We start from the raw sequence: 22,605 nt of genomic DNA, 5'->3' as shown, positions 1-22,605 counted from the left end.
CCTGTCCCGGATCAGGGTTCAAGGGCGCACCCCAGGTGCTAACCCTGGGCTTGGGCCATCTTGGATCCCTGCCAGCCTCCGGGCAAGCCTCGCCTTCGCCTCGAGGTCCGTTTCCCTGAGGATGGTTAGGCGGTGGGCCTGGGGCGAGCCCCCTCCGTGGACCGCCGACACAAGGTCCCGGCTCTCCATGGCCAGTTTCTCAACCAGCCTGAACATTCTCATGCGGTCTCGAGTCTGCACCCCCTCCACCCCTTTCAGGTACTTCTCTAAGAAAGCCCCGGTGGCGGGGTTCTGGAGGTCAAGTTCCGAAGGCATCGTACCAACGAGTCCCCCTGCTATATCCAGGAGAAGCCGCATGGCCTCCACCAGATCGCGCCCCTCGTGTATCTTGGCGGCGTTGGCCAGCACGCTGTTAACCGCGTAGGTGCCCGAGGGTTCCCGGTGCCCCTCGTAGGAGGAGGCCAGGGTACAGGCGTAGATGGTCTCAGCCCTGTGGATGATGTCGGTGAGCTTCTCCCTGATGTGGGACACCTTGGCGGTACCATTGTACTCCGCCATGGTGTAGGCGGCGCCGGACACCACGTCCAGGAGCCCGCTCTTGCACCCCCCGTGGGACTGGCGGTGGTAGGAGGAGAAACGAGACACCATCTCCCCGGCGAACTCCCACTCCCCGCACATGAAGACCCTGTCCCATGGTACGAAGACGTCATCGAAAACCACAAGGGTGCAGTACTTGCCGTAGAAGCAGTTCCCCAGGTCCACCCCTTCAACTTCCCTGCTGTCAAGGGTACCCCGGCCGTAGATGTGGACCAGCCCTGGCGTGTCCACGGGGATGCTGAAGGCCACCGCATAGTCCGTGTCAGCCTCCTGGAGGGCTGTTGTGGGCAGCACTATCGTCTCGTGGGAGTTCAGGGAGCCTGTCTGGTGAGCCTTGGCGCCCCGCACAACAATGCCATCCTCATTGCGCTCCACCACCCGCAGATAGAGGTCGGGGTCCGCCTGCTGGTGTGGCCTCTTACTCCTGTCACCCTTGACGTCGGTAACGGCTATGTGGCCCGAGTAGTCGTTCTCCTGCATGTAGCGAAGGAACCCGAGGAAGCGCTGGTGGTACTGGGTGCCATACCTCCTGTCCATGTTGTATGTGGTAATGGAGAGGGCGCTCAGGCCATCCAGCCCCGTGCACCGCTGGAAACAGGTTCCCACCCTCTGCCCCAGGACCCTGTTGATCTTGACCCGGGCCACCAGGTCCTCGATGGATGAGGCCACGTGGTTGAACCTGTTTATCATCCCCCCCGTTAGGGGAGACTCCACCAAGGCTATGTGCCTGTACTCCTGGTCAAAGGCCAGCTCGTAGGTGGCGGCGGTGGCGTTGATGGAGGCCCTTATGTGAGGGTCCTCCGTGGGACTGTCAACCCTCTCACCCAGGATGTAGACAGTGGGCTTCATCCGCCGCAGGCTATCCAGGTACTCACCAGCGGTCATGAGAGGCATGGGGTACTCCTCCCCTGCGTGTTTCCCCCGGGACCTTGCATCGTCACCCCAGGGGTTCTTGGACCATGGATTGGCCGTAGTGTGCTTTGCCACCCTCCCCCCCGGGAAAGGGGAGGGCCTTCTCTCACTGGAAGGCTATTAACCCCTCCTTGAAGATCACCTGGCCGTCCACCTCCACGGTGGGGTGCCAGAATACCACGTCCAGGTGGATGGGGGCCTTACTGGCCCCACCATGCCCTATATTGTCTCCGAACCCCACATGGCCTGTGAGGTAGGCGCCCTCGTCCTCTATGATACGACCCACCACAGAGGCCTCGGGGTTGAGCCCCACCGCCAGCTCCGCCACAACGTAAGAGGCCGGGTCCCCAGTCTTGTCCAGCACTTCCTTCATGGCCTTAGCCTCAGGGCCGCCCTGGATGGACACAGCCCGGCCCCCATCGATCTCGACCACCACTGGCTGGCTCAGGAGACCGATCTGGCCGATGCTCGCGTCTATCACGAGTTGGCCCTGGGTGGTGGTCTCAATGGGAGGGGAGTTCACCTCGATGTCGGGAACCCCCATCCTCATCCCGGGCCTTTGGCACACACCGGTGTTGGCGTTCCCCGGTCTCCCCTCAATGCTGGCACTGATGTCCGTGCCCGCGGGTGTCGTTATCCTGATCCAGCTGCCCTTGGCCAGTATCCCGGCAGCCCTCTGCACAACAGGCTCAAGCCCCCGGAAGTCCGCCATTATGCCGCCCTTCATCAGGGTGTCCTCCAGGCACTCCGTTATGGCCAGGAGCCTTGCCCCCCTCTCGCACGCCTCCCTGCACGCCTTGGTGTGATAGAGACTCCTTGAGGTGGGCGCCAGGATCACATCGCTGGATAGCATGGCCGCGGCCACCGGCTCCGGCGGTTCCTCCCCCATGGGGAAGCCCATCACCGCCAAGACCGGAATGGCGCCGAGGTTCAGGGCTGCGGAGAACAGCGCCTGGCTTACGCTCAAGGGCATGCTAACATCCGTAGCCACCAGCACCCTCTCGCCAGGCCTGGTGCCGGCACACACCTCCAGGAGACGCCTGGCCCCCTCCATCATGGCGATCCTCTTCACCCCATCAACCCCTTCCCGTTCTCGCTGCAAACCCCATTCTCCAAGCCCTTGGATCAGTGCACCGGGAAACCATAGGCATCCCTGAGGGCCTCCTGCAAGCCATGCCAGCCGGAAACCAGGGGGACGGGAGGAGAGCCTCCCTCCGGGGGCTGCTTCAGGCCTCCTGATGTGAGTAGGCAGGCCACCCGGTCTGCACCCCTGATCTCCCCTGCCTCCCGGAGCCTGGCCACCCCAGCCAGGGAAGCGGCGGAGGAGGCCTCAGCATAGAGGCCCTCCCGGGAGGCCAGTGCCTCCTGGGCTGCGAGGATTTCTGGTCCGGTAACCCTCACTGCCAGCCCACCTGACTGCCGGATGGCGGCCAGGGCCTGGTAGGTGCTTGCCTTCACCGCTATGGAGTAGGCGACGGGATCAGCCCAGGGCGCCTCCTCCACCCGGTCGCACCCCCTCCCCAGGGCCACACCCAGGGAGCCAGACACCTCCACCGCCACCAGCCTGGGCACCCTCTCCACCAGGCCCAGTCGCTCTAGTTCCCAAAACCCCTTTCCGATACCAGCCAGCCCGTCACCGTAGGCCACGGGAACCGCCACGAACTCGGGGCAGTCCCAGGAGAGTGCCTCCGCTATCTCGTAGGCGATGGTCTTGTGCCCCTCAACCCCAAAGCAGGGAGAACCCACGGGAGGGTCAAGGTAGTTGCTGGCGGGAAACCACCCGTGGAGCCTCACGCCGGTTTCCACCAGCGCCCAGCGCTCCGCGGGGGCCCTGGTGGACACAACCATCGCCCCGCAGGCCCGCATTAGGCCCTTCACGGCGGGGGGAGCCCCCTCCAGGGTGAGCACTAGGCAGGAAAGCCCCGCCCTGGCTGAGTAGGCTGCAGCGGAGATACCGTGGTTTCCTGTGGATGACACCACCACCAGTGAGGCCCCCGTACCCTTGGCCCTGGACACCGCCACGGAACACAGCCGATCCTTGAATGACCATGTGGGGTTCTGGGATTCATCCTTCACGTATAGGTGGTCCAGGCCCACCAGGGCGCCCAGGTTCCCGCAGTGCAATAGGGGGGTCATTCCCTCCCCCAGGCTCACCCGGTCCTGGGCAGCCACCGGTAGGAGCTCCTGGTACCTCCACATGCTGTGCTCCCGGTCCCGGAAGGTCTCCCTGGTCCAGGGGACGCTCGGGTAGTCATACAGTACCGTGAGGTTCGAGGGCGCACCTTGGGCCCGGCAGGCACCACAATCGCCGTGGCCGCTGCTAAAAGGATACACCCGGCCGCACCTTGGGCACTCCAAGGACATGACCAAGGGTCACACCTCCCCAGGCGCGGGGCCCCCGCGGCCCGTGACCAGGTCCCTGATGGCCCTGGCACCTGACACGGGAGCCACCACCATCCCTTCCTCGAGCATGGTGGCACACATGTACCTGGGCTCACCGTCTATGGAGGCCAGGCACAGCCTGCAGGCCATCCCGTTACGGCACGCATACTCCAAACCCAGGTCAGGGGTGGTTAGTCTCGCCTTGATCAGAGCGTCCAGGACAGTCATCCCCTCTTTGCCCATAACCTCCTGGGGCGATAGCCGCCCTCTTGCCCCCCTCATCACGAAGAAGCGGACCCTTTTGTCCATTCAGCCCACCTCCGTGGTCATCCTGACGGGGACGTGGTCCCTAACCATGCGGCCCTTGCCGTCCATGCGAACCCTGACGTGCTTTTCCCAGGCCACATCCCTGTTGGGATGGTCCCTGCGCACGTGGGCCCCGCGGCTCTCCCTTCTTTCGAGGGCGGAGAGGACCACCGCCAGAGCCACGTTGAGCATGTGGCCGAACTCTATGGTCTCCAGGGCTTCCAGGTTCCAGGGGGGCTGGCCACCCGGGGCGACCCTGGCGAGGAGTCTCTCCCTCATCTCCTCCAGGGCTCGAAGCCCCCTGGCCAGCCCCCCTCCGTCCCTTACAGGCCCTGCGCAGTCCAGCATGAGCGCCCTGAGTTCCTCCCTGGCCCGGGCTGGGGATTCCCCAGGCCTGGGTTCCAAGAGCCCCTCCAGGGCCCTCCATTCTCCAAGCCAGTCCTCCCTCCTAGGGTCTTCCCTGGCGAAGGCTGCGGCGGTCCTGCCCGCCCTGCGGCCAAATACGGTGACGTCGGAGAGGGCGTTACCGGTGAGCCGGTTGGCACCGTGGATCCCGCCTGTAACCTCTCCCGCAGCGTAGAGCCCGGGCACCCCGGTGGCGCCACAGGGGTCCACACTCAGGCCACCCATGAAGTGATGGGGCATGGGGCAAACCTCCACGGGCTCCCTGAGAACATCCAGGCCTGCTTCCAAGATCTGCCGGTAGAGATCCCCCAGTCCCGCCAGGACCTTTCCCCTGGGTTCCTGGGTAAAGTCAAGGTTGACCCCTCCGTGGGGGGAGCCCCTGCCCTCCTCCACCTCCCGGGTTATTGCCAAGCACAACATGTCCCGGGTAGCCGCGGCGCCCTGGGCGTACCTCTCCAGGAACTCCTGGCCAAGGCCGTTGCGAAGCCTGCCCCCCAGGGTGTAGCGCACCGGCGCCCATATTGCCAAGGATATGCCCGGGAGCCGGGGGGCCAGCGTGCATGTGGGCAGGAACTGCACGAACTCCATGTCTACCAGGCCAGCACCGGCCTGGAGGCCCAGGGAGTAGCCGTCCCCCGTGAGGCAGGCGGACCCGGTACTCAACGGGTAGACCTCCATGCCGCCCCCGGTGGCCAGGATAACGCTGGAGGCCCTCAATCGAAGGCCGAGGTTTCTCCTGTAGTCATAGGCGAGGCAGCCCCTAACCTGCTGGCCCGCCTTGACCAGGCGCCAGGCTACGGCGTTCTCTACCAGGAGTATCCCGGGGTCCCTCTTCACCTGCCCAAGAAGGGCCCTTATCATGGAGCGTCCCGTGTGGAAGTTGACATGGGCGGCCCTGGGCCTGGTATGCCCAGGGCCGGGGCCCTGCTGGATCCTCCCGTCTTCCCTGTCAAAGCCCGTCCCGATCTCGTCCAGCCAGCGAAGGGCATCCGGGGCCTCCCTGGCTAAGACCTCGGCCATGTCCCTGTCGTTCAGGCCGTGGCCGCTCCTGACGGTATCCTCCATGTGAATTGTCCAGTCATCGGGTCCCGCCTCCCCCAGGGCCGCCGCCACCTGGCACAGGGCCATCACCGTGGCACCGCCCCGCCCGGTCCTGCTCTTGTCCATTAGGACCACCCTGGCGCCCGCTTCCCGGGCAGCTAGTGCCGCACATAGCCCTGCCCCGCCAGACCCCACCACCAGGACGTCGGTGTCCACGCACTCCCAGTCCACAGGTACCCCCCCTTGCCGGGCTCCCGCTCCATTACAGGACTGACAGGGATTCGTTTAAGATGTCGGTGATGAACATTCGCCCAGGCGAGTGGGTGAGCATCAGGTCAGGCTTGCTGTTCAAGGCCACCGCCTGGGGCGTGACCCCGCAGGCCCAGAACACAGGCACGTCCCCGGGCTCCATCCTGGGGGGATCCCCCCAGTCAACCTTGAACACGTCCTTGATGCCGATAGCCTCCGGGTCTCCCACGTGCACCGGAATGCCATGCACACCGGGGAACCGGCTCGTCACGGTGACGGCCCGGGGCACCAGGCGTCCCGGTATGGGCCTCATGCTCACCACCATGGTTCCGGAGAACCGCCCGGCGGGCTCGCACTGTATGGTGGTGTTGTAGATGGCCACATTCTCGCCATGCTCTATGTGCTTCATGGGTATTTTCGCCTCCAGGAGGGCGTCCTCGAAGGAGAAGCTGCAGCCCAGGAGGAAGCCCACCATGTCGGGCCCCCAGTAGGCCGCGATGTCCCCCGGCTCCTCCACGAACTCGCCCTTCCTGTACACCCTGTACTGGGACAGGTCGTAGCGGATGTCAGCGCCCGGAGCCGCCCGCCTGGGCTCCGCGGACCCCGCCTCGGTGACATCCAGCACGGGGCAGGGCTTGGGGTTCCTCACGCAGAACAGCAGGAAGTCATAGGCGTCCTTCCTGGGCATGACCGCCAGGTTCGCCTGGGCATAGCCACGGCACCATCCCGCCGTGGGGCCCTGGGCCTTGCCCTCACGGAAGAGCCGCCTCGCCTCAGGCGGCCTCACGCCGCCAATGTCCACCCTCATCACCTCCCCAGGCTCTTGGGCCTCCTAGCGTCCCTCGAATGCCCTCACCTCGATGCCCTCCTGGTCAAACCGCTCCTTCAGCTGCCTGGCAAGGTCCACCGCTGTGGGCGTATCCCCGTGGATGCAGATGGTGTCCATGGGGACGTCCTTGACCACTCGGCCGTCTACAGCCATTATGCTCTTGGTCTTCACCATGGCTAAAACCCGGGCCACAACCTCGCCGGGGTCGGTGATGACCGCGCCGGGCACCCTCCGGGACACCAGGGTGAGGTCGGGGTTGTAGGCCCTGTCCGCGAAGATCTCGTCCGCCGCCTTCAGCCCCATCTCCCGCCATATGGCCACCATGTCCGAGGCCGCGAAGCCCACCAGGACTATATCCGGGTCGAACTCCAGCACCGCCCGGCCCACGGCCTTCACGATTTCCTCCTTGCCTTCCCTGGGGAAGCGGTGAAGGTCGTTGCCCAGGGCACCGTGGCACTTCAGGTGCCTTACCCTGACACCAGCCGCCTTTGCGAAGCCGGCGATGGCCCCCAGCTGGTAGAGTATGAAGTCCTCCAGCTCCTGGGGGGTCATGTCCATGCTCCTGCGGCCGAAGCCCTGCAGGTCCAGGTAGCCCGGGTGGGCCCCCACACCCACGTCGTTCTCCTTGGCCCACTGTATGGTGTGCCTCATCACAGACGGGTCACCCGCGTGAAAGCCACAGGCTATGTTGGCCGAGCTGATGTACTTCATGAGTACCTGGTCATTACCCAGAGTGTACCTGCCGTAGCTCTCACCAAGGTCACTGTTGACGTCCATCACGAAACTGGCCACCTTAACTCCCCCCTCGCACCTTGTTTATTCCAGCAAGGCTGAGCCCTTCTGGAAGAGGGCCTCCCTCTCCAGGAGGAGCCCCCTGGCCTCATCCACGCCGGTGGCCGAGAACCTCAGGGTATCGCCAGGCCTTCTCTGGGCCGCCCTGTGAATGTCAACCGACGCAACCACAGCTATCTTGGTGTAGCCGCCCACGGTCTGCCGGCCGGCCAGGAGCACAATGGGCAGGCCGTTCTTGGGCACCTGTATCGCCCCCACAGTAATCCCCTCGGAAAAGATGTCAGCACCCTTGCCGTGCTCTATGACCTCGCCCTCAAGCCTAAGGCCCATGCGGTCTGACTTCATGCTCACGGTGTAGGGGGTTGTAAGCAGCGTCTGGATGCCGTTGTCCGTGAAGTAGTCATCCTGCGGTCCCATTATCACCCTGACCGTGGCCTCCCCAGAGAAATCCGGTATGTAGGCAGGCCCGAGCCGCCGCCCCGCCATTTCCCTGAGGGGCACCAAGGGCGTACCCACCGGGAGAACGCTGTCCTTCTTCACGAGACCACCTTCAAGCCCTCCCATCATGCCCAGGATGTCCGTGGACCTCGACCCAAGGACAGGGGGAACGGCAACCCCCCCGGCCACGCAGATGTAGGAGGCAAAGCCCGTCTTGAACTCCTTGACCTCGATGAGGTCCCCGGGCTCCACAACGAGGGCCTCCCACATGGGGGCCTCCTCGCCGTTGATGAAGGCCCTGACCTCCCCCCCCACCAGCGCGACGGCGGTCTTTACCGTAACCTCCAGGGTGGGAGCCCAGAGAACCATCTCCACGGCAGCAGATCTTGGGTCATTCCCCAGCACAATGTTGCCCATGCGGAAGGAGTAGTCATCCAGCACCCCCGAGGGAGAGAGCCCCATGCCCTGGTACCCGTAGCGCCCCAGGTCCTGAACGGTGGTGAGCGCCCCCGGGTGAACAACCCTCAGCCCTGTCATGACACCTCACCGCCTTCCGTGAGGGTCTCCATGATATACTCGCCGGACTTTACCCTCCGGCTGATCTCCTGGTACTCCTGGTCGCTCATGGGACGAAACCTCACCTTGTCCCCGGCCCTGATGAGCACGGGCTCGGGCCGGGCGGGGTCGTAGAGCCTCACTGGGGTGCGCCCTATCAGCCTCCAGCCCCCGGGGCTCTGGATGGGATAGACTCCTGTCTGGTTGCCGGCGATCCCCACGGATCCCGCGGGAACCCTGGTCCTGGGGTTCTCCAGCCTTGGGGTGGCGATCCTGGAGGACATGCCCCCCAGGAACAGGAAACCCGGGGTAAATCCAGTGAAGTAGACGTGGTAGTCCACGGAGGAGTGGATGGACACAACCTCCTCCACTCCCAGCCCGGCGTGACTCGCAACGTCCTCCAGGTCCGGTCCCATCTCTCCCCCGTAGAGGGTGGGAATGATGAACACCCTGGGGGGAGATAGCACCACCTGCTCCAGGCGGCCCTCGATGCCCCTCAGGCCTTCCAGCACCTGGCCGTAGGACACCTTGAGGGGGTCGTAGAACACGTAGAGCACACTGTAGCTGGGAAGCGTCTCCGTGACCCCCTCAAGCCTGCCGCTCTCGATTTCCTGGGCCATGGCGCGTACCCGGTGGTTCACCTCAAGGCCTATCTCATCTCCAAACTGGGCCACAACCGCCCGGTCTCCTGCTGTCCGGTAGCGTGCCTCGCGATAAAGGCCCAAACGTCCCACCTCCCTCTTAGTGCGTGATCCCAGGAGACTGCCCGTCTTCAGGGCTGCTCCTCATGGCCTTCGCACAGCTCCACAAGACATCCCGAGGCTCCCCTTGGGTGAAGGAAGGCCACCTCGGTCCCGCCGGCTCCCCTCCTGGGCACCTGGTCCACCAGGGGAACCCCCTTGGCCTTCAACTCATCCAGCGTGGCCTTGACCCCTTCTACACTGAAGGCTATGTGGTGGATGCCCGGTCCCCTCTTGGAGAGGAACCTAGCTACAGGGCTCTCCGGGCCCATGGGCTCCATAAGCTCGACGCGGCTATGGCCCGCCCGGAACAGGGCCACTCGAACCCCGTGCTCAGGGGCTTCCTCCATCCCCAGGAGCTCGAAGCCAAGGCATTGCCACTCCCTGACAGCCTTGGCCAGGTCCTCCACGGCGATGCCAACGTGGTCGATCTCGGGCACAGTCTATCTCCCCCCCTCCGCTACAGGCGCCCCCAGACCTGTCACTGGTAGTCATAGAACCCCTGGCCTGTCTTCCTGCCCAGGGTGCCGGCTGCCACCATCTTCCTCAGGAGGGGGCACGGCCTGAACTTGGGGTCCCCCATCTCCCTGTGGAGCACCTCCATGATGTAAAGCACCGTGTCCAGGCCTATGAGGTCCGCCAGTTCCAGCGGCCCCATTGGATGGCTGGCCCCCAGCTTCATGGCGGCATCCAGGTCCCTAGGGGGGGCCACCCCCTCCATGACGCAGTAGATGGCCTCGTTCAGCATGGGAATGAGCACCCGGTTTACGGCGAAACCCGGGAAGTCCTCCACCTTGACGGGGGTCTTTCCCAGGGACTCCACCAGCCCCCAAGCCGCATGGAAGGTGGCGTCGCTCGTCTTTAGTCCCCTTATAACCTCCACGAGTCTCATGACGGGGGCAGGGTTCATGAAGTGGAGCCCTATGAACATCTCCGGGCGTCCCGAGAGAGCCCCCAGCTCCGTTATACTGATGGAGGACGTGTTGGAGGCAAAGATGGTCCCAGGACTGCAGGCCCCGTGAAGCTGGGTGAAGAGTTCCCGTTTCCTTGGCCTGTCTTCCACAATGGCCTCAATGACCATCCCCGCCCCGGCTGCCCCCTCTAGGCCCTGGACGGGTCTTACCCTGGAGAGCACCTGGGAGGACTCCCCCTGGGCCAGGAGGCCCTTGTTCTCCAGGCGAGCCAGGGAACGTTCCATGGCCCCCAGGCCCCGCTGGACCTGCGCCTCGTTCACATCGTAAAGGATCACATCCAGGCCGGACTGGGCCAGCACCTGAGCTATGCCGGATCCCATCTGCCCGGCCCCTGCCACGAACACCGTCTTGAAACCATGTACACCCATCAAGACCCTGCGCGGTCATTGCCCGCCAGGTTTCCCCCCCTCCCTTTTGTCATGTTACCCCTGAAGCCCCCTGAGCCCCGCCAGGAGGGCAGGGAGGACCTCCCTGATGTCTGCCACCACTGCAACATCGGACACCCGCAGGATGGGCGCCCGGGGGTCGTCAGTAACGGAGAAGATGAAGCGGGAGCCGGAAAAACCCGTGACGAAGTGCATGGCGCCGGAGGCCCCCAGGCTCATGAAGAGATGGGGCCTCACGCTCCTCCCGCTCTGGCCGATCATGCGATCCTGGGGTATCCAGCCCTTGTCCACCGCAGGCCTGGTGCCCCCAGTCACGCCCCCCACGAGGCGGGCCAGCTCCTCCAGGGGCCAAAGGCCCCCCAGGCAGCCCATGCCCCAGCCTCCCGCCACCACCACCTCGGCCTCCTCCAGGTCTGCCCCCTCGTCCTCCCCGGGGAGGACCTCCAGGACCTCCACCAGGCCATCCTCCGGGGCAGCGGTCACCGCCTCTTCCAGGAGGGAGAGGGAGGCGTCCTCTACGGGTTCAGGCACGGGAAATACCCCGGGCCTCACCGTAGCCATCTGGGGCCTTCTTTCTGGGCACACGATCTCCACCATCAGGTTCTCACCGAAGCCCGGTACCACCTGGATAAGATGCCAGGATTCCCCTGCGGGTTCCAGGGCCAGGTCCGTACAGTGGGCCGTGAGTCCCGTGCCTAGCCTTGCCGCAACCCGGGGTGCCAGGTCCATGCCGTCGCCGGAGGCCGGGAGGAGCAGCACCTCCGGGCTGTGGCGCCGGGTGGCCTCGCACAGGGCCCTGGTGAAGAGGGCGGAACTGTAACCGGGGAAGGGCCCCGGTGCCCTCAGGACCAGCGCATGGGAGACACCATGGGAGGCCAGGCTCTCCATGGCGCCATCCAGGCTTTCCCCCCGGGGGCTCACCAGCACCGCCTCGGACTGGATGCCCGGTGAGGCCGCCAGCTGGCGCGCCTTCCCGGCCACCTCCAGGGAGGCCCTGGTGGGCCTTCCTGATTCCACCTCAACCCAGTGCCATATCCCGCCCATTTTCCCATCGTTCACAGCGCGCCCAGCTCCTTCAGTCGCTCCAAGGCCCTGCCCACGGCCTCCCAGGCATCCCCCGAGTAGACCTGGCCCCCCTTCCGGTGGGTCCCAGGGCGCACACCCCTCACCCGTGTGGGAGAGCCCGCGAGCCCCGTCTCCCCCGGCGCTAGGTCCAGGGATGCCGAATCCAGGGATACCACGCTCTTTTGGGATCCCCTGAGGATGTCCAGGGCTGAGGGTATGCGGGGTTCCGCCGCCTGCCTCAGCACTGAGACCAGGCCGGGCAGGACCATCCTCAGGCTTATCCTGGCCTTCCCTGATCTCCTCTCCACCAGGAGGCAGCCCTCCTGCATCATTAGCCTCTGGGCAAGGGTGACGTGGGGAACCCCCAGGAACTCGGCAACCTGGGGAGGCACCTGGGCCGTGGCGCCGTCCAGCGTCTCGGATCCTGCCAGGACCAGGAGGTAGGGGCCGTGTTTCTCAAGAAACCTGGCCAGGCAGCGTGCCGTCGCCAGGGTGTCCGCCCCCGCGAAGGCCCTGTCCGAAAGAAGGTAGGCTTGGTCAGCCCCCATGACCAGGGCCTCCTCCAGCACCTCCATGGCGGAGGGCGGGCCCATGCTCACCGCGGCAACGCTGGCACCCTGGAGGGATGGCTTGAGGCCGAGCGCCACCTCCAGGGCCACCCTGTCATGGGGGTTCATGATGCTGGGCATGCCCTGGCGCTGTATGGAGTTGGTCTCCAGGTCAATGCAAACCCTGTGGAAGTGCCCGGGGTCGAGCACCTGTTTCACCAGGACCGCTATTCTCGGCGGCTTCATCCCACCAACCCCTTGGCTATAGTCACCCGCATGATCTCCTGGGTTCCCCCGGCCGCCAGGAGTTCCAGGGCGTCCGCCATGCGCCTCCCCAGCCCATACTCGGGGGTGGTGGCGCAGGCGCCGTGGATCTGGATGGCCCGGGTGGCGTTGGCCATTGCTGCCTCGCAACCAAAGACCTTGGCCCTGGATATCTCCAGGGCGATCTCCTTGCTCTTCTTGCCCTGGTCCAGCAGGGAGGCAGCCAGGTAGCCCAGGAGGCGGGCGGCGTGGTACTGGGTGTCCATGTCTGCCAGCATGAACTGGATGCCCTGGAAGCTGGCTATGGGTTTCCCGTAGAGCTCCCGCTGCCTGGCGAAGCCCAGGGCCATGTCCAGGGCGCCCCGGGCGATGCCCAGGGCTACTGCGACCGCGCCGGTGCGGCCGATCTCGGCTATGACAGACAGGGCTGCGCCCAGCCCCCTGCCCTCAGTGCCCACCAGGTTCTCCCCAGGGACACGGCAGCCATCGAACTCCATCTCATAGACCGGGACAGACCTCATGCCCATGTGAGCCTCCCGCCGGGTCACGTTAAAACCGGGCGTGCCCTTCTCCACCAGGAACACGCTGAAGCCTTCCTGGCCTGTCCTGGCCAGGACCAGGCAGACCTCGGCCTCCTTTCCCAGGGTGATGAACGCCTTCCTCCCGCTGAGCACCCAGTCGCCCCCGCTGGGCCTGGCCCTGGTCCTCATGTTCGCAGGGTCAGAGCCCCCGGTCTGCTCCGTCACAGCCATGCAGGAGACGGTGTCCCCGCTGACCAGGGAGGCAAGGTACCTTTCCTTTTGCCGGTCGCTCCCGTACTGCTCGAGGGCGTAGATCCCAAGGTGGGCCGCCTGGTAGAAGAAGCCGAAGGGAGGGTAGACCCGGGAGATCTCCTCGATCATCAGCATCCTGGCCACATGGCCCAGAGCGGTTCCCCCATGCTCCTCCGGGGTGACCACCCCCAGGTAGCCCATGGACCCCATCTCCTTGACCAGCTCGCGGGGGAGCTGGCCCCCATCGTCCAGGGCCACGGCCCTGGGGGCAAGACGGCGCTCCGCGAACTCCCTGACTGCCTTCTGCCATAGCTGCTGTGTCCTGGTAAGCCCAAAATCCATGAGACACCCTCCCATCCCGCGCCCTCCCTGGGGAAAGACGCCTGCATGTCACTACCGGGCGGTCTAGGGCGTGTAGACCCCGAGGGCCACATCGGGGCACATCAAGGCACACAGCCCGCAACTGGTGCAGTCATCCCCTGCCCTTAGTTCCACAACGAAGTAGCCCTTCGGGTTCAGTTTCTGGCTCATGGCCAGGGCGTTCCTGGGACATACCGCAAGGCAGATCTCACAGCCCTTGCATCTCCCGGCCTCCACCACTACTCTCTTGGTCTCCAGGTTCAAAGCGAAACCCCTCCCCGGGCTACCTGGGCACCCCTGAGGATGGCCTGGCGGTTGGGCTCCAGATTGTCCCTCCTGTGGGGGGGTGTAACATCCTCCAGGGCCGCCAGGGCTGATTCGAGGCTCACCAGGGAGCCCGCTACTATCGCGGCGCCCAGCATCACCATGTTCACCACCTGCCGGCCCGCCACTTCCAGGGCTATGCCCTCGGCAGGCACCCCCAGCACCCTCAGGTCCCTCCGGGAGGGGGGCCTGGGTACGAGACCGGTGTTCACCAGCAAGAGCCCCCCGGGGACCACGGAGCCCTCGAACCTGTCCATGGAGGGAAGGTTGAATACCAGAGCTGTTGTGGGTTGGTAGACCAGGGGCGAACGTATTGGGCCGCCAGATATCACAACCATGCAGTTGGCGGTGCCCCCTCTCATCTCGGGCCCGTAGGAGGGCAGCCAGGTGACCTCCCTGCCCTCCAGCATGGCAGAATAGGCAAGGACTTGCCCGGCAAAAAGAATGCCCTGTCCACCAAACCCGGCCGTGATCACTTCCTCTTTCAATGGTGCCGCCTCCTGGCATGGTTTTTGCCTCCTACCGTTCCTGGAACACCCCCAGGGGGAAACAGGGAATCATGGCGTCGTCAATCCACTTGAGGGCCTCAACCGGGCTGAGCTTCAGGTTGACAGGGCAGGCCGAGAGCACCTCCACGATGCCGAACCCCTCCTTATCCATCTGCGCCAGGAAGGCCTTCCGGACCGCCCTGGATGCCTCCCGCACCCGGGCCGGGCTGTTCACTGCCACCCTGGCGCTGTAGGTGACCCCCTCCAGGGATGCCAGGAGCTCCGCCACCCTGATGGGGTAACCGGTGTGCCTGGCGTCCCGGCCCTCCGGGTACGTGCTGGTCTTCATGCCCAGGAGTGTAGTGGGGGCCATCTGCCCGCCTGTGGCGCCAAACACCGCATTGTTTACGAAGATGACGGTGACCGCCTCACCCCTGGCCGCCGCGTGCAGGGTCTCAGCCATTCCTATGGCCGCCAGGTCCCCGTCTCCCTGGTAGGTGAAGACAACGCTCCCAGGCGAGGCCCTCTTTATCCCGGTGGCCACCGCGAGGCCCCGGCCGTGAGCCCCCTGGCATGCATCGATGTCCAGGTTGGTCCAGCACCGCACGGAGCACCCTATGGATGTCACCATCACCGCCTTTGCGGCGATGCCCAGTTCATCAATGGTCTCGGCCACCAGGCGCAGCACTATCCCGTGGTGGCAGCCCGGGCAGTAGAGGAAGCCAGCGCCTGTCAGGCACCTGGGCCTGCCCTTCACCAGCCTCACGCGGGGACACCCCCCAGCATGGAGAGGGCCCTCTTTGCTATCTGGGCGGGTGTGGGCACGAAACCCCCGCCTCCTCCCAGGAACCCCACGGGCGCCCGCCCCAGGGAGCAGGCGCACACGTCCTCCACCATCTGGCCCTCGTTCATCTCCACGACCAGGAAGCCCAGGACCCTCCCTGACAGGTCCTCCAGGGCCCTGGAGGGGAAGGGCCATAGGGTTATGGGGCGGAGCAAGCCCGCCCTCACCCCCTGATCTCTCAGGGAATCCACCGCCTCCATGGATAGGCGGGCCGCGATGCCGAAGGCCACTATGACCATCTCGGCGTCTTCTGTCCTGTATGCCTCGTAACGGGTCTCGGCCTGGGCGATCCTGTGGTACTTCTCCTGGAGGTCCAGGTTCATCTGCCTGAGCTCGGGGTCAGTTAGGGGTGCCGAGAGCACCAGGTTCCTCCTTGCCCGGGGCCTTGACCACTCCCCCACCGCCCACCTGGCCACAGGGGTCTCCCCGGGGTCTACCGGGCAAGGCAGCCTCACCGGCTCCATCATCTGGCCCACTATGCCGTCCCCCAGGATCATCACGGGGGCACGGTACCTCTCAGCCAGCTCGAAGGCCTCGCAGGCGAAGTCCGCCATCTCCTGCACACCCACAGGGGCCAGGACGATGAGGCGGTAGTCCCCGTGACCCCCTCCCTTTACCGCCTGGAAGTAGTCGGACTGGGCCGGGGTTATGCGTCCCAGGCCGGGACTGCCCCGGGTTATGTTAACGATGAGACAGGGCAGCTCAGCAGAGGCCAGGTAGGATATGCCTTCCTGCATGAGGCTTATCCCCGGGCTCGAGGAGGAGGTCATTGCCCTCCTCCCTGTTGAGGCCACACCGTAGACCATGCTGATGGCCGCCAGCTCGCTCTCCGTCTGCAGGAAAACGCCGCCACACCGGGGGAGGTGTACCGCCATGTACTCCAGGAGCTCGTTCTGCGGGGTGATGGGGTAGCCAAAGTAGAAGCGGCAGCCCCCCCTTAGGGCCCCCTCCGCCAGGGCCTCGTTGCCCTTCATCATCGTCCTCGGCGCAATCTCAGGACCCTTCAACTAGAAACCGCCCTCCTCATGAACTACATGAACTACCGGTGGGTTGTCGCCGCCAGGCACTGGGGGGACCACCCCAGGTGCTCCGAGACTGCCCTGGCCGCCTGGATCACCTCGGGACCCAGATCCAGGATGCGGTCCTGCCTGAGCCAGGAAACGGGGCCCGAGACGCTGACGCCAGCTATGACCAGTCCCAGGTGGTCAAAGACAGGGGCGCCAACGCAACGCATCTCTATGACGTTCTCCCCCCTGTCGAGGGAGTAGCCCCTCTTCCTGGTGGAGGCCAGGTCCTTCAGGAACACCTGGGGGTCAGTGATGGTGTTCCTGGTGAAGGCTGTGAGGGTGTTCTCCCTGAGGAATCTCTTGATCCTGGACTCCGGCGAGTAGGCCAGGATGGCCTTGCCCAGGGCGCTGCTGTGGGCGGCAATGCGGGAGCCCACGCCGATCTCCATCCTCAGTCCCCGGGCGGTCTCCGAGCGGTAGACGCACAGCACCTGCCCGGAGTCATACACCCCCAGCTTGACCACAAGCCCGCACTTCACGGCGAGTTCCTCCAGGAGGCAGGCCACCTGCTGTCCAAAACCCATGCCCCGGATCATCTCCGTGCCCAGATGGAACACCTTGAAGGTCAGGTAGTACTTGCCCGTCTGCTCGTTCTGCATGGCGTAACCCAGCTGCTCCAGTGTCCTGATGAGCCTGTGGGCCGTGCTCTTGGCCACTTTGGTCCTGTTGGCCATATCGGTGATACCGCACTCCCTGGAGGAGGCTAGGTGCTCCATGATCTCAAAGGCCTTGGCGACAGATTGCAGTGACCCTTGGGGCTTCGATTTCACGAGTCTACCCCCCTGTCTAGGTGAAGGGATCCCCAGTCACTCCTAAAGGGGAGAATTGTACGGCGTGTCTGATAAATCCTTCCAGGCCTGTACCGCCAGGAGGAAAACTGTTCCCCCGGGGGATGCCTCCAGGCCCGCAAGCTAGGGCCCGGTGGCACCCGCCGATCTCAGTTCCTGGACCTCCTGGGCGGAGAAGCCCCCCTTCATGAGGACCTCCTCGGTGTGCTCCCCCAGGTGGGGCCCCCTCGTCTTGACCCTGGGGGGCGTCCCTGACGCCTTCACGGGGGAGTTCACCAGCGAGAGCATGCCGTAGAGGGACTTGACCTGTGTCACCACTTCGTTGTGGAGCACCTGGGGGTCGGAGAACACCTCGTCCAGCCTGTTCACCGGGGATACGCAGGTATCGCGGCGCTCCAAGGTCTTTATCCAGTCCTCGAGGGGTCTTGTCCTGAAGTGGGCATCCAGCTGGGCAATCACCCCAGGGTGTTTCTCCTGGGGCCAGTCGAAGCAGGGGATGAGGTCCTCCCGGCCGATGCCCAGGCAGAGTTCCTCCCAGAACTTCCTCTCCAGGGCTCCCACGGCCAGGTACCGGCCGTCTTGGGCCTCATACAGGCGGTACCAGGGGAGTGCCCCTGTGAGCCTGATCCCCCCTGGGCATGGCGACACCCCGGTGGCCAGGTAGTAGGCGGCGGATCCTGCCAGGAGGGCCACAACACTGTCAAGCATTGCCACGTCCACCCGTTGTCCCTGGCCCGTGTGCTCCCTGGCGGCCAGCGCCACCAGGATCCCCACAGCGGCGAAGAGGGCCGAACCCAGGTCCGCTACCTGGATGCTGGGGATCACAGGCCCTTGGCCAGTGGGCCCGGTAAGGCCCACCGCCCCTCCTAGTGCTGCGTAGTTCAGGTCATGGCCGGGCCTGCCCGCGTAGGGCCCGGCCGGGCCGAAACCCGTTATTGAACAGTAAATGAGACGGGGATTTGCCTCCTTTATTGCCTGGTAACCTATGCCCAGGCGCTGTGCCACCCCGGGCCTGAAGCCCTCCACCAGGACGTCGGCAGCCTGGGCAAGCCTTGCCACGACCTCCCTGGCCCTTGGGTTCTTCAGGTCCAGGGCGATGCTCTTCTTGTTCCGGTTGAGGAACTGGAAACTCGCCCCGTACTCCCCCATCATGGGCTCCAGCCAGCGGTAGTAGTCCCCCCTCCCAGGCTCCTCCACCTTTATGACCTCTGCGCCGAAGTCCCCCAGGAGCATGGTCGAGTAGGGTCCCGGCAGGAGCCTGGTGAAGTCCAAAACCCTGATGCCCTCCAGGGCCTCCCTCACTACTTGGCACCCCCCAAAGAGCTGGCCGGGTTCGATGGCCTGTATTCTCCGAATACCTCCCTGAACACCCCACATATTTCCCCCAGGGTTGCGCTGGACCTGACGGCCTCCATGACCGGGCCCATGAGGTTAGAGTAGCCCCTTGCGGCATCCCCAAGGGCCAGGAGGACCCGTTCCACCCTGGCCCCGTCTCTCCTACGCTTGAGGTCTGTGAGCCGTAGGACCTGGAGTCCCCTGACGTCCGGGTCCACGCGGGGCATGTTCTCCCTGGGCTCTTCCTCCACCCTGAACCGGTTGAGGCCCACGATGACCCTGGTGCCCGCCTCAACCTCCTTCTGGTAGCGGTAGGCGGATGCCTCGATCTCCCCCTGCATGTAGCCAAGCTCGATGGCCCTGGGGGCCCCCCCCATCCTGTCGATCCTCTCTATGTACTGCATGGCCTCTTCCTCTATGCGGTTGGTGAGGGCCTCTACGTAGTAGGAGCCGCCCAGGGGATCCACGGTGTCCGCCACGCCGCTCTCATGGGCGATTACCTGCTGCACCCTGAGGGAAAGGGTTGCGGACTCCTCCGTGGGGATGCACAGGGCCTCGTCATAGGAGGACACCGCCAGGGACTGGGTCCCCCCCAGGACTGAGGCGAGGGCCTGGATGGTCCCCCTGATCAGGTTCACCAGGGGCTGCTGGGCGGTGAGCATGGAGCCCCCGGTCTGGATGTGGATCCGGAGCATCATGGAGCGAGGGTCCCTGGCACCGAAGCGTTCCCTCATGATCCGGGCCCAAAGCCTCCGGGCGGCCCGGTACTTTGAGACCTCCTCGAAGAAGTTGCTGGTGGTGTTGAAGATCCACGATATCCTTGGGCCAAAGTCGTCGATGTCCAGGCCCGCCGCCAGGGCTGCCTCGATGTAGGCGATGGCGTTGGCGAAGGCGAAGGCCACCTCCTGCACGGCGGTGGAGCCAGCCTCCCTGATGTGATAGGCGCCTATGCTTATCACATTCCACTTAGGCACGTGACGAAAGCAGTAGGCGAAGGTGTCCGTCAGGAGCCTCATGGAGGGCCCCACGGGGAATATGTAGGTACCCCGGGCCAGGTACTCCTTGAGTATGTCGTTCTGTATGGTGCCGTCCAGGGCCCCGGGGGGAATGCCTTTTCTCTCCGCAGCCACCAGGTACATCGCCAGGAGCACCGCCGCCGGGGCGTTTATGGTCATGGATACGGTTACCTGGTCCATGGGGATCCCCTCAAAGAGCGCCTCCATGTCCTCCACGGAGTCAATGGCCACCCCCACCCTGCCCACCTCCCCCAGGGCAAGGGGGTGGTCTGAATCGTACCCCATCTGTGTGGGCAGGTCGAAGGCAACGCTCAGGCCTCGCTGCCCCTGCTCCAGGAGGTGCTTGTAGCGCCTGTTGGACTCCTGGGCAGTAGCGTATCCCGAGTACTGCCTTGGCGTCCAGGCCCTTCCCCTGTACATCGTGGGGTAGACCCCCCTTGTGTAGGGGTACTCACCGGGGAAACCCACGGCCTCCTCGTAGTCCATCCCCCCGAGGTCCAGGGGCGTGTAGAGCCGGTCAACCCTGATCAGGGAGTCCGTGAGAAACTCCTCCCGGGCTTCCGGCGCCTTCTCCAGGAGCCTCGCAGTGTTCCGGTCCCACTGGGCCATGGCCTTACTGAGACTTGCCATCCTCTCTGGGTCGAACACCCCAAGCCCTCCCCCCTCTCAAGTCTTCATGGAGCCGGTATCCTTCAGCCTGGCATGCCAGGACAGGGCCCTCCCCAGGAGATGCGGCTCGTGGCCGCCCTCCCTCCCGGCCTCCTCCAGGTACTCCAGTAGTCCAGGCCTAAAGCCTGGGTGGGCGCAGTGTTCGATGATGGCCGCTGCCCGTTCCCTGGGGTCAAGTCCCCTCAGGTCCGCCAGGCCCTGCTCCGTGACTATGACATCCACATCATGCTCCGTGTGGTCCACGTGGGAAGCCATGGGCACGACCCCTGAGACCTGGCCCTTCCTGGACGATGACCTAAGGAAGAAGGCGGAGACTAGCCCCTCCCGGGCGAACTCCGCTCCCCCTCCTATCCCGCTCACCACCTGGGTGCCCAGGATGTGGGACACGTTCACGTGCCCGTATATATCCACCTCTATGGCAGTGTTCGTAGCCAGGATGCCCAGCCTGCGGATGACCTCCGGGTTGTTGCTGACGTCTGATGAACGGATGATGAGGGACTGGCGGCACCTGGGGCACTCCAGTAGCCCCCGGAGGGTGGCCGGGGAGACCAGTAGCGCCCCGGTTGATGCCTCCCGGGCCTTCCCGGAGACTAGTAGCCTGGCGCCTCCTTCCTGGAGGACCCCAGAGAAGAGGGACAGGGGACCTGGCAAGGATTCAGAGAGGCCCGCCATGAGCCCGTTGGCCAGGGTTCCCAGCCCGGGCTGCAGGGGAGGCAGGGGATCCGGAAGCCTGCCCCGGGCCGCCTCCCTCCGGAGAAACGCCCCGAAGGCAGCAGCCATTGCCCGGGGATCCTCCCCAGGCTCGGGGAAGGCAGGATCTGGGTCAGGCACCTGGGACTCCACCACCGCCAGGATCCTCTCGGGGTCCACCTCAATCCAGGGCTTACCTAGCCTATCAAGGACCCCCCTGGCGGGCACCGGGCTCCCGTCAGGGGGATAGGCCTGCTGGTAGACATCGTGCATGCCCTCCAGGGCCAGGGGCTGGGCGAGGTTGATCTCCACAATGATTGCCTGGGCCTTGGAGAGTAGTGCTGGGGTAGCCCCAACGGATGTGGTGGGCACCAGGAACCCCTGGGCGGTCACGGCCAGGGCTTCCACTATGGCCACGTCTACCTGGCCGAGCCAGCCCGCCCTCACCATGGTAGGGAACCTGCCCAGCCTGAGGTCGATGTAGCGGAGGCTCCCCTCGTTGGCCTGGCGGCGGACAACGGGGTCCGCCTGCAGGGGGAGTCTCCGGGATATCACCCCAGCCTGGGCCAGGGCTGAGTCTATCTCCGGGCCCACGCTGGCCCCGGAGATCAGGGTGAGGTTAAGCCCGGGCTCTTCCCGGGCACGCCTGGCCAGGGCCATGGGCACCACCTTGGGGTATCCCGCCTGAGTGTAGCCCCCTACGGCAACGGTCATGCCCCTCTTGATGAGGGATGCCGCGCGCTCCGGGCTGGAAAGGCGCCTTCTTATCGCTCGGTTCCTGATGCATTCCCTGAGGGACATCTTAGCCTCCGCCTCTTATCGCGTGCTCCTGGATGTACCTGAACCCCGCCTTGAAGGCCTTGAGGTTCATCTGGACAGCGGCCTGGGGGACACGATGGGAGATGGCTCTGGCCAGGGCCTCCTCGGACACCGCCCGGGTGAGACCTGCCACCACCCCCAGGGCCACGATGTTGGCGGCAATGGCGTGCCCCGCCTCCCCCTCGGCAATCCCCGTAAGGGGAACCTCCATGAGCCGCACGCCAGGCCGCACCCGGGAGGTGTCCCGGACAAACCTGGGATCCACCATGAGGGTGGCCCCAGCCTTCATGCCCTCTTGGTAACGGTCAAAAGCCTCCTGGGTCATGGCCAGCACAAGGTCGGGGGCGGTGACCTCCGGGAGGTCGATGGGATCCCCGCTGATGATCACCTCTGAGCGGGAAGCACCCCCCCTGGCCTCAGGACCGTAGGAGCGTGCCTGCACAACATGCCTGCCCTCGTGGACCCCCGCCGCCTCGGCCAGGATGAGCCCTGCCAGCACCAGGCCCTGCCCCCCGGAGCCGCTAAGCCTGAACTCCCATTGACATACTCCCACGAATGAATTCGAGGGATTCCGGTTCATTGAGGGACGCCCGCCGAAGCAGGTCTTACTCCTTCTCCCCAAGGGTCGGATGCCCCCACCCTTAAAATATTCCGGGCAGCATTCAGATCCCGATCATGTTTTGCGCCACATACCGGGCAGGTCCACTCTCTCATATTGGAAGACAGATCATCCAATACGTGGCCGCAATCGAAGTAGGTCTTAGACGATGGATAGAATCTGGGAATTTCGACTACCCCCGCTCCAGTCTTGGCGCACTGGTGCTTGAGGATATTCACGAATTGGCCGTGGCCAAGATCGGAGATCTTTCTACCCCAGAGTCTTTGCATCGCCTTGAGGTTCAGATCCTCGACGCAGATCAGCGAGTACTTTTCAGCCAGTTCTTTTGCC

The 22,605-nt window shown here is 64.9% G+C and carries 24 protein-coding genes; all 24 read right to left on the bottom strand.

Annotation, left to right across the window (positions count from 1 at the left end; all coding sequences use genetic code 11):
* Window positions 1-18 precede the first annotated feature (18 nt).
* Complete coding sequence (locus AB1576_10795; protein ID MEW6082239.1) at window positions 19-1,491, bottom strand: 4-hydroxyphenylacetate 3-hydroxylase N-terminal domain-containing protein; 1,473 nt, start codon at window positions 1,489-1,491, stop codon at window positions 19-21.
* 124 nt (window positions 1,492-1,615) lie between these two features.
* Window positions 1,616-2,581, bottom strand: coding sequence for a leucyl aminopeptidase (locus AB1576_10790; GenBank protein MEW6082238.1), 966 nt, complete (start codon window positions 2,579-2,581; stop codon window positions 1,616-1,618).
* 53 nt (window positions 2,582-2,634) lie between these two features.
* The gene (locus tag AB1576_10785) at window positions 2,635-3,873 is read right to left on the bottom strand and encodes a pyridoxal-phosphate dependent enzyme (GenBank protein MEW6082237.1); all 1,239 of its coding nucleotides are present in this window, start codon (window positions 3,871-3,873) and stop codon (window positions 2,635-2,637) included.
* 9 nt (window positions 3,874-3,882) lie between these two features.
* Entirely contained in the window at window positions 3,883-4,200 is a 318-nt protein-coding gene (locus tag AB1576_10780; GenBank protein MEW6082236.1) for a 2Fe-2S iron-sulfur cluster-binding protein, read from the bottom strand.
* The gene (locus tag AB1576_10775) at window positions 4,201-5,874 is read right to left on the bottom strand and encodes an FAD-binding protein (GenBank protein ID MEW6082235.1); all 1,674 of its coding nucleotides are present in this window, start codon (window positions 5,872-5,874) and stop codon (window positions 4,201-4,203) included.
* 31 nt (window positions 5,875-5,905) lie between these two features.
* Window positions 5,906-6,700, bottom strand: a complete 795-nt coding sequence (locus AB1576_10770; protein MEW6082234.1) for a putative hydro-lyase — start codon at window positions 6,698-6,700, stop codon at window positions 5,906-5,908.
* Window positions 6,701-6,724: 24 nt separating this feature from the next.
* Window positions 6,725-7,498, bottom strand: a complete 774-nt coding sequence (locus AB1576_10765; GenBank protein MEW6082233.1) for a 5-oxoprolinase subunit PxpA — start codon at window positions 7,496-7,498, stop codon at window positions 6,725-6,727.
* A 39-nt stretch (window positions 7,499-7,537) separates the two neighbouring features.
* On the bottom strand, window positions 7,538-8,488 hold the full coding sequence (locus AB1576_10760; GenBank protein ID MEW6082232.1) for a biotin-dependent carboxyltransferase family protein: 951 nt from the start codon (window positions 8,486-8,488) through the stop codon (window positions 7,538-7,540).
* Complete coding sequence (pxpB, locus tag AB1576_10755) at window positions 8,485-9,231, bottom strand: 5-oxoprolinase subunit PxpB (protein ID MEW6082231.1); 747 nt, start codon at window positions 9,229-9,231, stop codon at window positions 8,485-8,487. The genes AB1576_10760 and pxpB overlap by 4 nt, the downstream gene beginning before the upstream one ends.
* 47 nt (window positions 9,232-9,278) lie before the next feature.
* Window positions 9,279-9,686, bottom strand: a complete 408-nt coding sequence (mce, locus tag AB1576_10750; GenBank protein ID MEW6082230.1) for a methylmalonyl-CoA epimerase — start codon at window positions 9,684-9,686, stop codon at window positions 9,279-9,281.
* 41 nt (window positions 9,687-9,727) lie between these two features.
* Entirely contained in the window at window positions 9,728-10,588 is an 861-nt protein-coding gene (locus AB1576_10745; GenBank protein MEW6082229.1) for a 3-hydroxyacyl-CoA dehydrogenase NAD-binding domain-containing protein, read from the bottom strand.
* Between the two features lie 54 nt (window positions 10,589-10,642).
* Window positions 10,643-11,665, bottom strand: coding sequence for an electron transfer flavoprotein subunit alpha/FixB family protein (locus AB1576_10740; protein MEW6082228.1), 1,023 nt, complete (start codon window positions 11,663-11,665; stop codon window positions 10,643-10,645).
* Complete coding sequence (locus AB1576_10735) at window positions 11,662-12,465, bottom strand: electron transfer flavoprotein subunit beta/FixA family protein (GenBank protein MEW6082227.1); 804 nt, start codon at window positions 12,463-12,465, stop codon at window positions 11,662-11,664. Before AB1576_10735 ends, AB1576_10740 begins: the two co-directional genes overlap by 4 nt.
* Window positions 12,462-13,598 (bottom strand): acyl-CoA dehydrogenase family protein, encoded by a 1,137-nt coding sequence (locus AB1576_10730; GenBank protein ID MEW6082226.1) that lies wholly within the window; start codon window positions 13,596-13,598, stop codon window positions 12,462-12,464. The genes AB1576_10735 and AB1576_10730 overlap by 4 nt, the downstream gene beginning before the upstream one ends.
* Before the next feature lie 63 nt (window positions 13,599-13,661).
* Entirely contained in the window at window positions 13,662-13,880 is a 219-nt protein-coding gene (locus tag AB1576_10725) for a 4Fe-4S dicluster domain-containing protein (protein ID MEW6082225.1), read from the bottom strand.
* Window positions 13,877-14,428: a 2-oxoacid:acceptor oxidoreductase family protein gene (locus AB1576_10720; GenBank protein MEW6082224.1), complete on the bottom strand. Its 552-nt coding sequence runs from the start codon at window positions 14,426-14,428 to the stop codon at window positions 13,877-13,879. The genes AB1576_10725 and AB1576_10720 overlap by 4 nt, the downstream gene beginning before the upstream one ends.
* A 31-nt stretch (window positions 14,429-14,459) precedes the next feature.
* Complete coding sequence (locus AB1576_10715; protein MEW6082223.1) at window positions 14,460-15,194, bottom strand: thiamine pyrophosphate-dependent enzyme; 735 nt, start codon at window positions 15,192-15,194, stop codon at window positions 14,460-14,462.
* On the bottom strand, window positions 15,191-16,279 hold the full coding sequence (gene vorB / locus AB1576_10710) for a 3-methyl-2-oxobutanoate dehydrogenase subunit VorB (protein MEW6082222.1): 1,089 nt from the start codon (window positions 16,277-16,279) through the stop codon (window positions 15,191-15,193). Before vorB ends, AB1576_10715 begins: the two co-directional genes overlap by 4 nt.
* A 32-nt stretch (window positions 16,280-16,311) precedes the next feature.
* Window positions 16,312-17,109, bottom strand: coding sequence for an IclR family transcriptional regulator (locus AB1576_10705; GenBank protein ID MEW6082221.1), 798 nt, complete (start codon window positions 17,107-17,109; stop codon window positions 16,312-16,314).
* A 141-nt stretch (window positions 17,110-17,250) separates the two neighbouring features.
* The gene (locus AB1576_10700; protein ID MEW6082220.1) at window positions 17,251-18,429 is read right to left on the bottom strand and encodes a CaiB/BaiF CoA-transferase family protein; all 1,179 of its coding nucleotides are present in this window, start codon (window positions 18,427-18,429) and stop codon (window positions 17,251-17,253) included.
* Window positions 18,429-20,108 (bottom strand): methylmalonyl-CoA mutase family protein, encoded by a 1,680-nt coding sequence (locus tag AB1576_10695; GenBank protein ID MEW6082219.1) that lies wholly within the window; start codon window positions 20,106-20,108, stop codon window positions 18,429-18,431. Before AB1576_10695 ends, AB1576_10700 begins: the two co-directional genes overlap by 1 nt.
* 36 nt (window positions 20,109-20,144) lie before the next feature.
* Complete coding sequence (locus tag AB1576_10690) at window positions 20,145-21,638, bottom strand: acetyl-CoA hydrolase/transferase C-terminal domain-containing protein (protein ID MEW6082218.1); 1,494 nt, start codon at window positions 21,636-21,638, stop codon at window positions 20,145-20,147.
* A 1-nt stretch (window position 21,639) separates the two neighbouring features.
* On the bottom strand, window positions 21,640-22,236 hold the full coding sequence (locus AB1576_10685) for a 2-oxoacid:acceptor oxidoreductase family protein (protein MEW6082217.1): 597 nt from the start codon (window positions 22,234-22,236) through the stop codon (window positions 21,640-21,642).
* A partial coding sequence (locus AB1576_10680; protein ID MEW6082216.1) for a transposase occupies window positions 22,233-22,605 on the bottom strand: 373 nt, incomplete at its 5' end. The genes AB1576_10680 and AB1576_10685, both read right to left, overlap by 4 nt.

It is taken from the genome of Bacillota bacterium (assembly GCA_040754315.1).
In the GTDB taxonomy this organism is placed as follows: domain Bacteria; phylum Bacillota; class Sulfobacillia; order DUSP01; family JBFMCS01; genus JBFMCS01.
This window is presented reverse-complemented; position numbering and strand designations above follow the sequence as displayed.

Excerpts from the sequence above, each read along its gene's own strand:
- AB1576_10780 (MEW6082236.1), bottom strand. The coding sequence starts at position 4,200 with ATGGACAAAAGGGTCCGCTTCTTCGTGATGAGGGGGGCAAGAGGGCGG.
- AB1576_10735 (MEW6082227.1), bottom strand. The coding sequence starts at position 12,465 with ATGAAGCCGCCGAGAATAGCGGTCCTGGTGAAACAGGTGCTCGACCCC.
- AB1576_10785 (MEW6082237.1), bottom strand. The coding sequence starts at position 3,873 with ATGTCCTTGGAGTGCCCAAGGTGCGGCCGGGTGTATCCTTTTAGCAGC.
- AB1576_10760 (MEW6082232.1), bottom strand. The coding sequence starts at position 8,488 with ATGACAGGGCTGAGGGTTGTTCACCCGGGGGCGCTCACCACCGTTCAG.
- AB1576_10765 (MEW6082233.1), bottom strand. The coding sequence starts at position 7,498 with ATGGACGTCAACAGTGACCTTGGTGAGAGCTACGGCAGGTACACTCTG.
- AB1576_10690 (MEW6082218.1), bottom strand. The coding sequence starts at position 21,638 with ATGTCCCTCAGGGAATGCATCAGGAACCGAGCGATAAGAAGGCGCCTT.
- AB1576_10685 (MEW6082217.1), bottom strand. The coding sequence starts at position 22,236 with ATGAACCGGAATCCCTCGAATTCATTCGTGGGAGTATGTCAATGGGAG.
- AB1576_10745 (MEW6082229.1), bottom strand. The coding sequence starts at position 10,588 with ATGGGTGTACATGGTTTCAAGACGGTGTTCGTGGCAGGGGCCGGGCAG.
- AB1576_10795 (MEW6082239.1), bottom strand. The coding sequence starts at position 1,491 with ATGCCTCTCATGACCGCTGGTGAGTACCTGGATAGCCTGCGGCGGATG.
- AB1576_10770 (MEW6082234.1), bottom strand. The coding sequence starts at position 6,700 with ATGAGGGTGGACATTGGCGGCGTGAGGCCGCCTGAGGCGAGGCGGCTC.
- AB1576_10730 (MEW6082226.1), bottom strand. The coding sequence starts at position 13,598 with ATGGATTTTGGGCTTACCAGGACACAGCAGCTATGGCAGAAGGCAGTC.
- AB1576_10695 (MEW6082219.1), bottom strand. The coding sequence starts at position 20,108 with ATGGCAAGTCTCAGTAAGGCCATGGCCCAGTGGGACCGGAACACTGCG.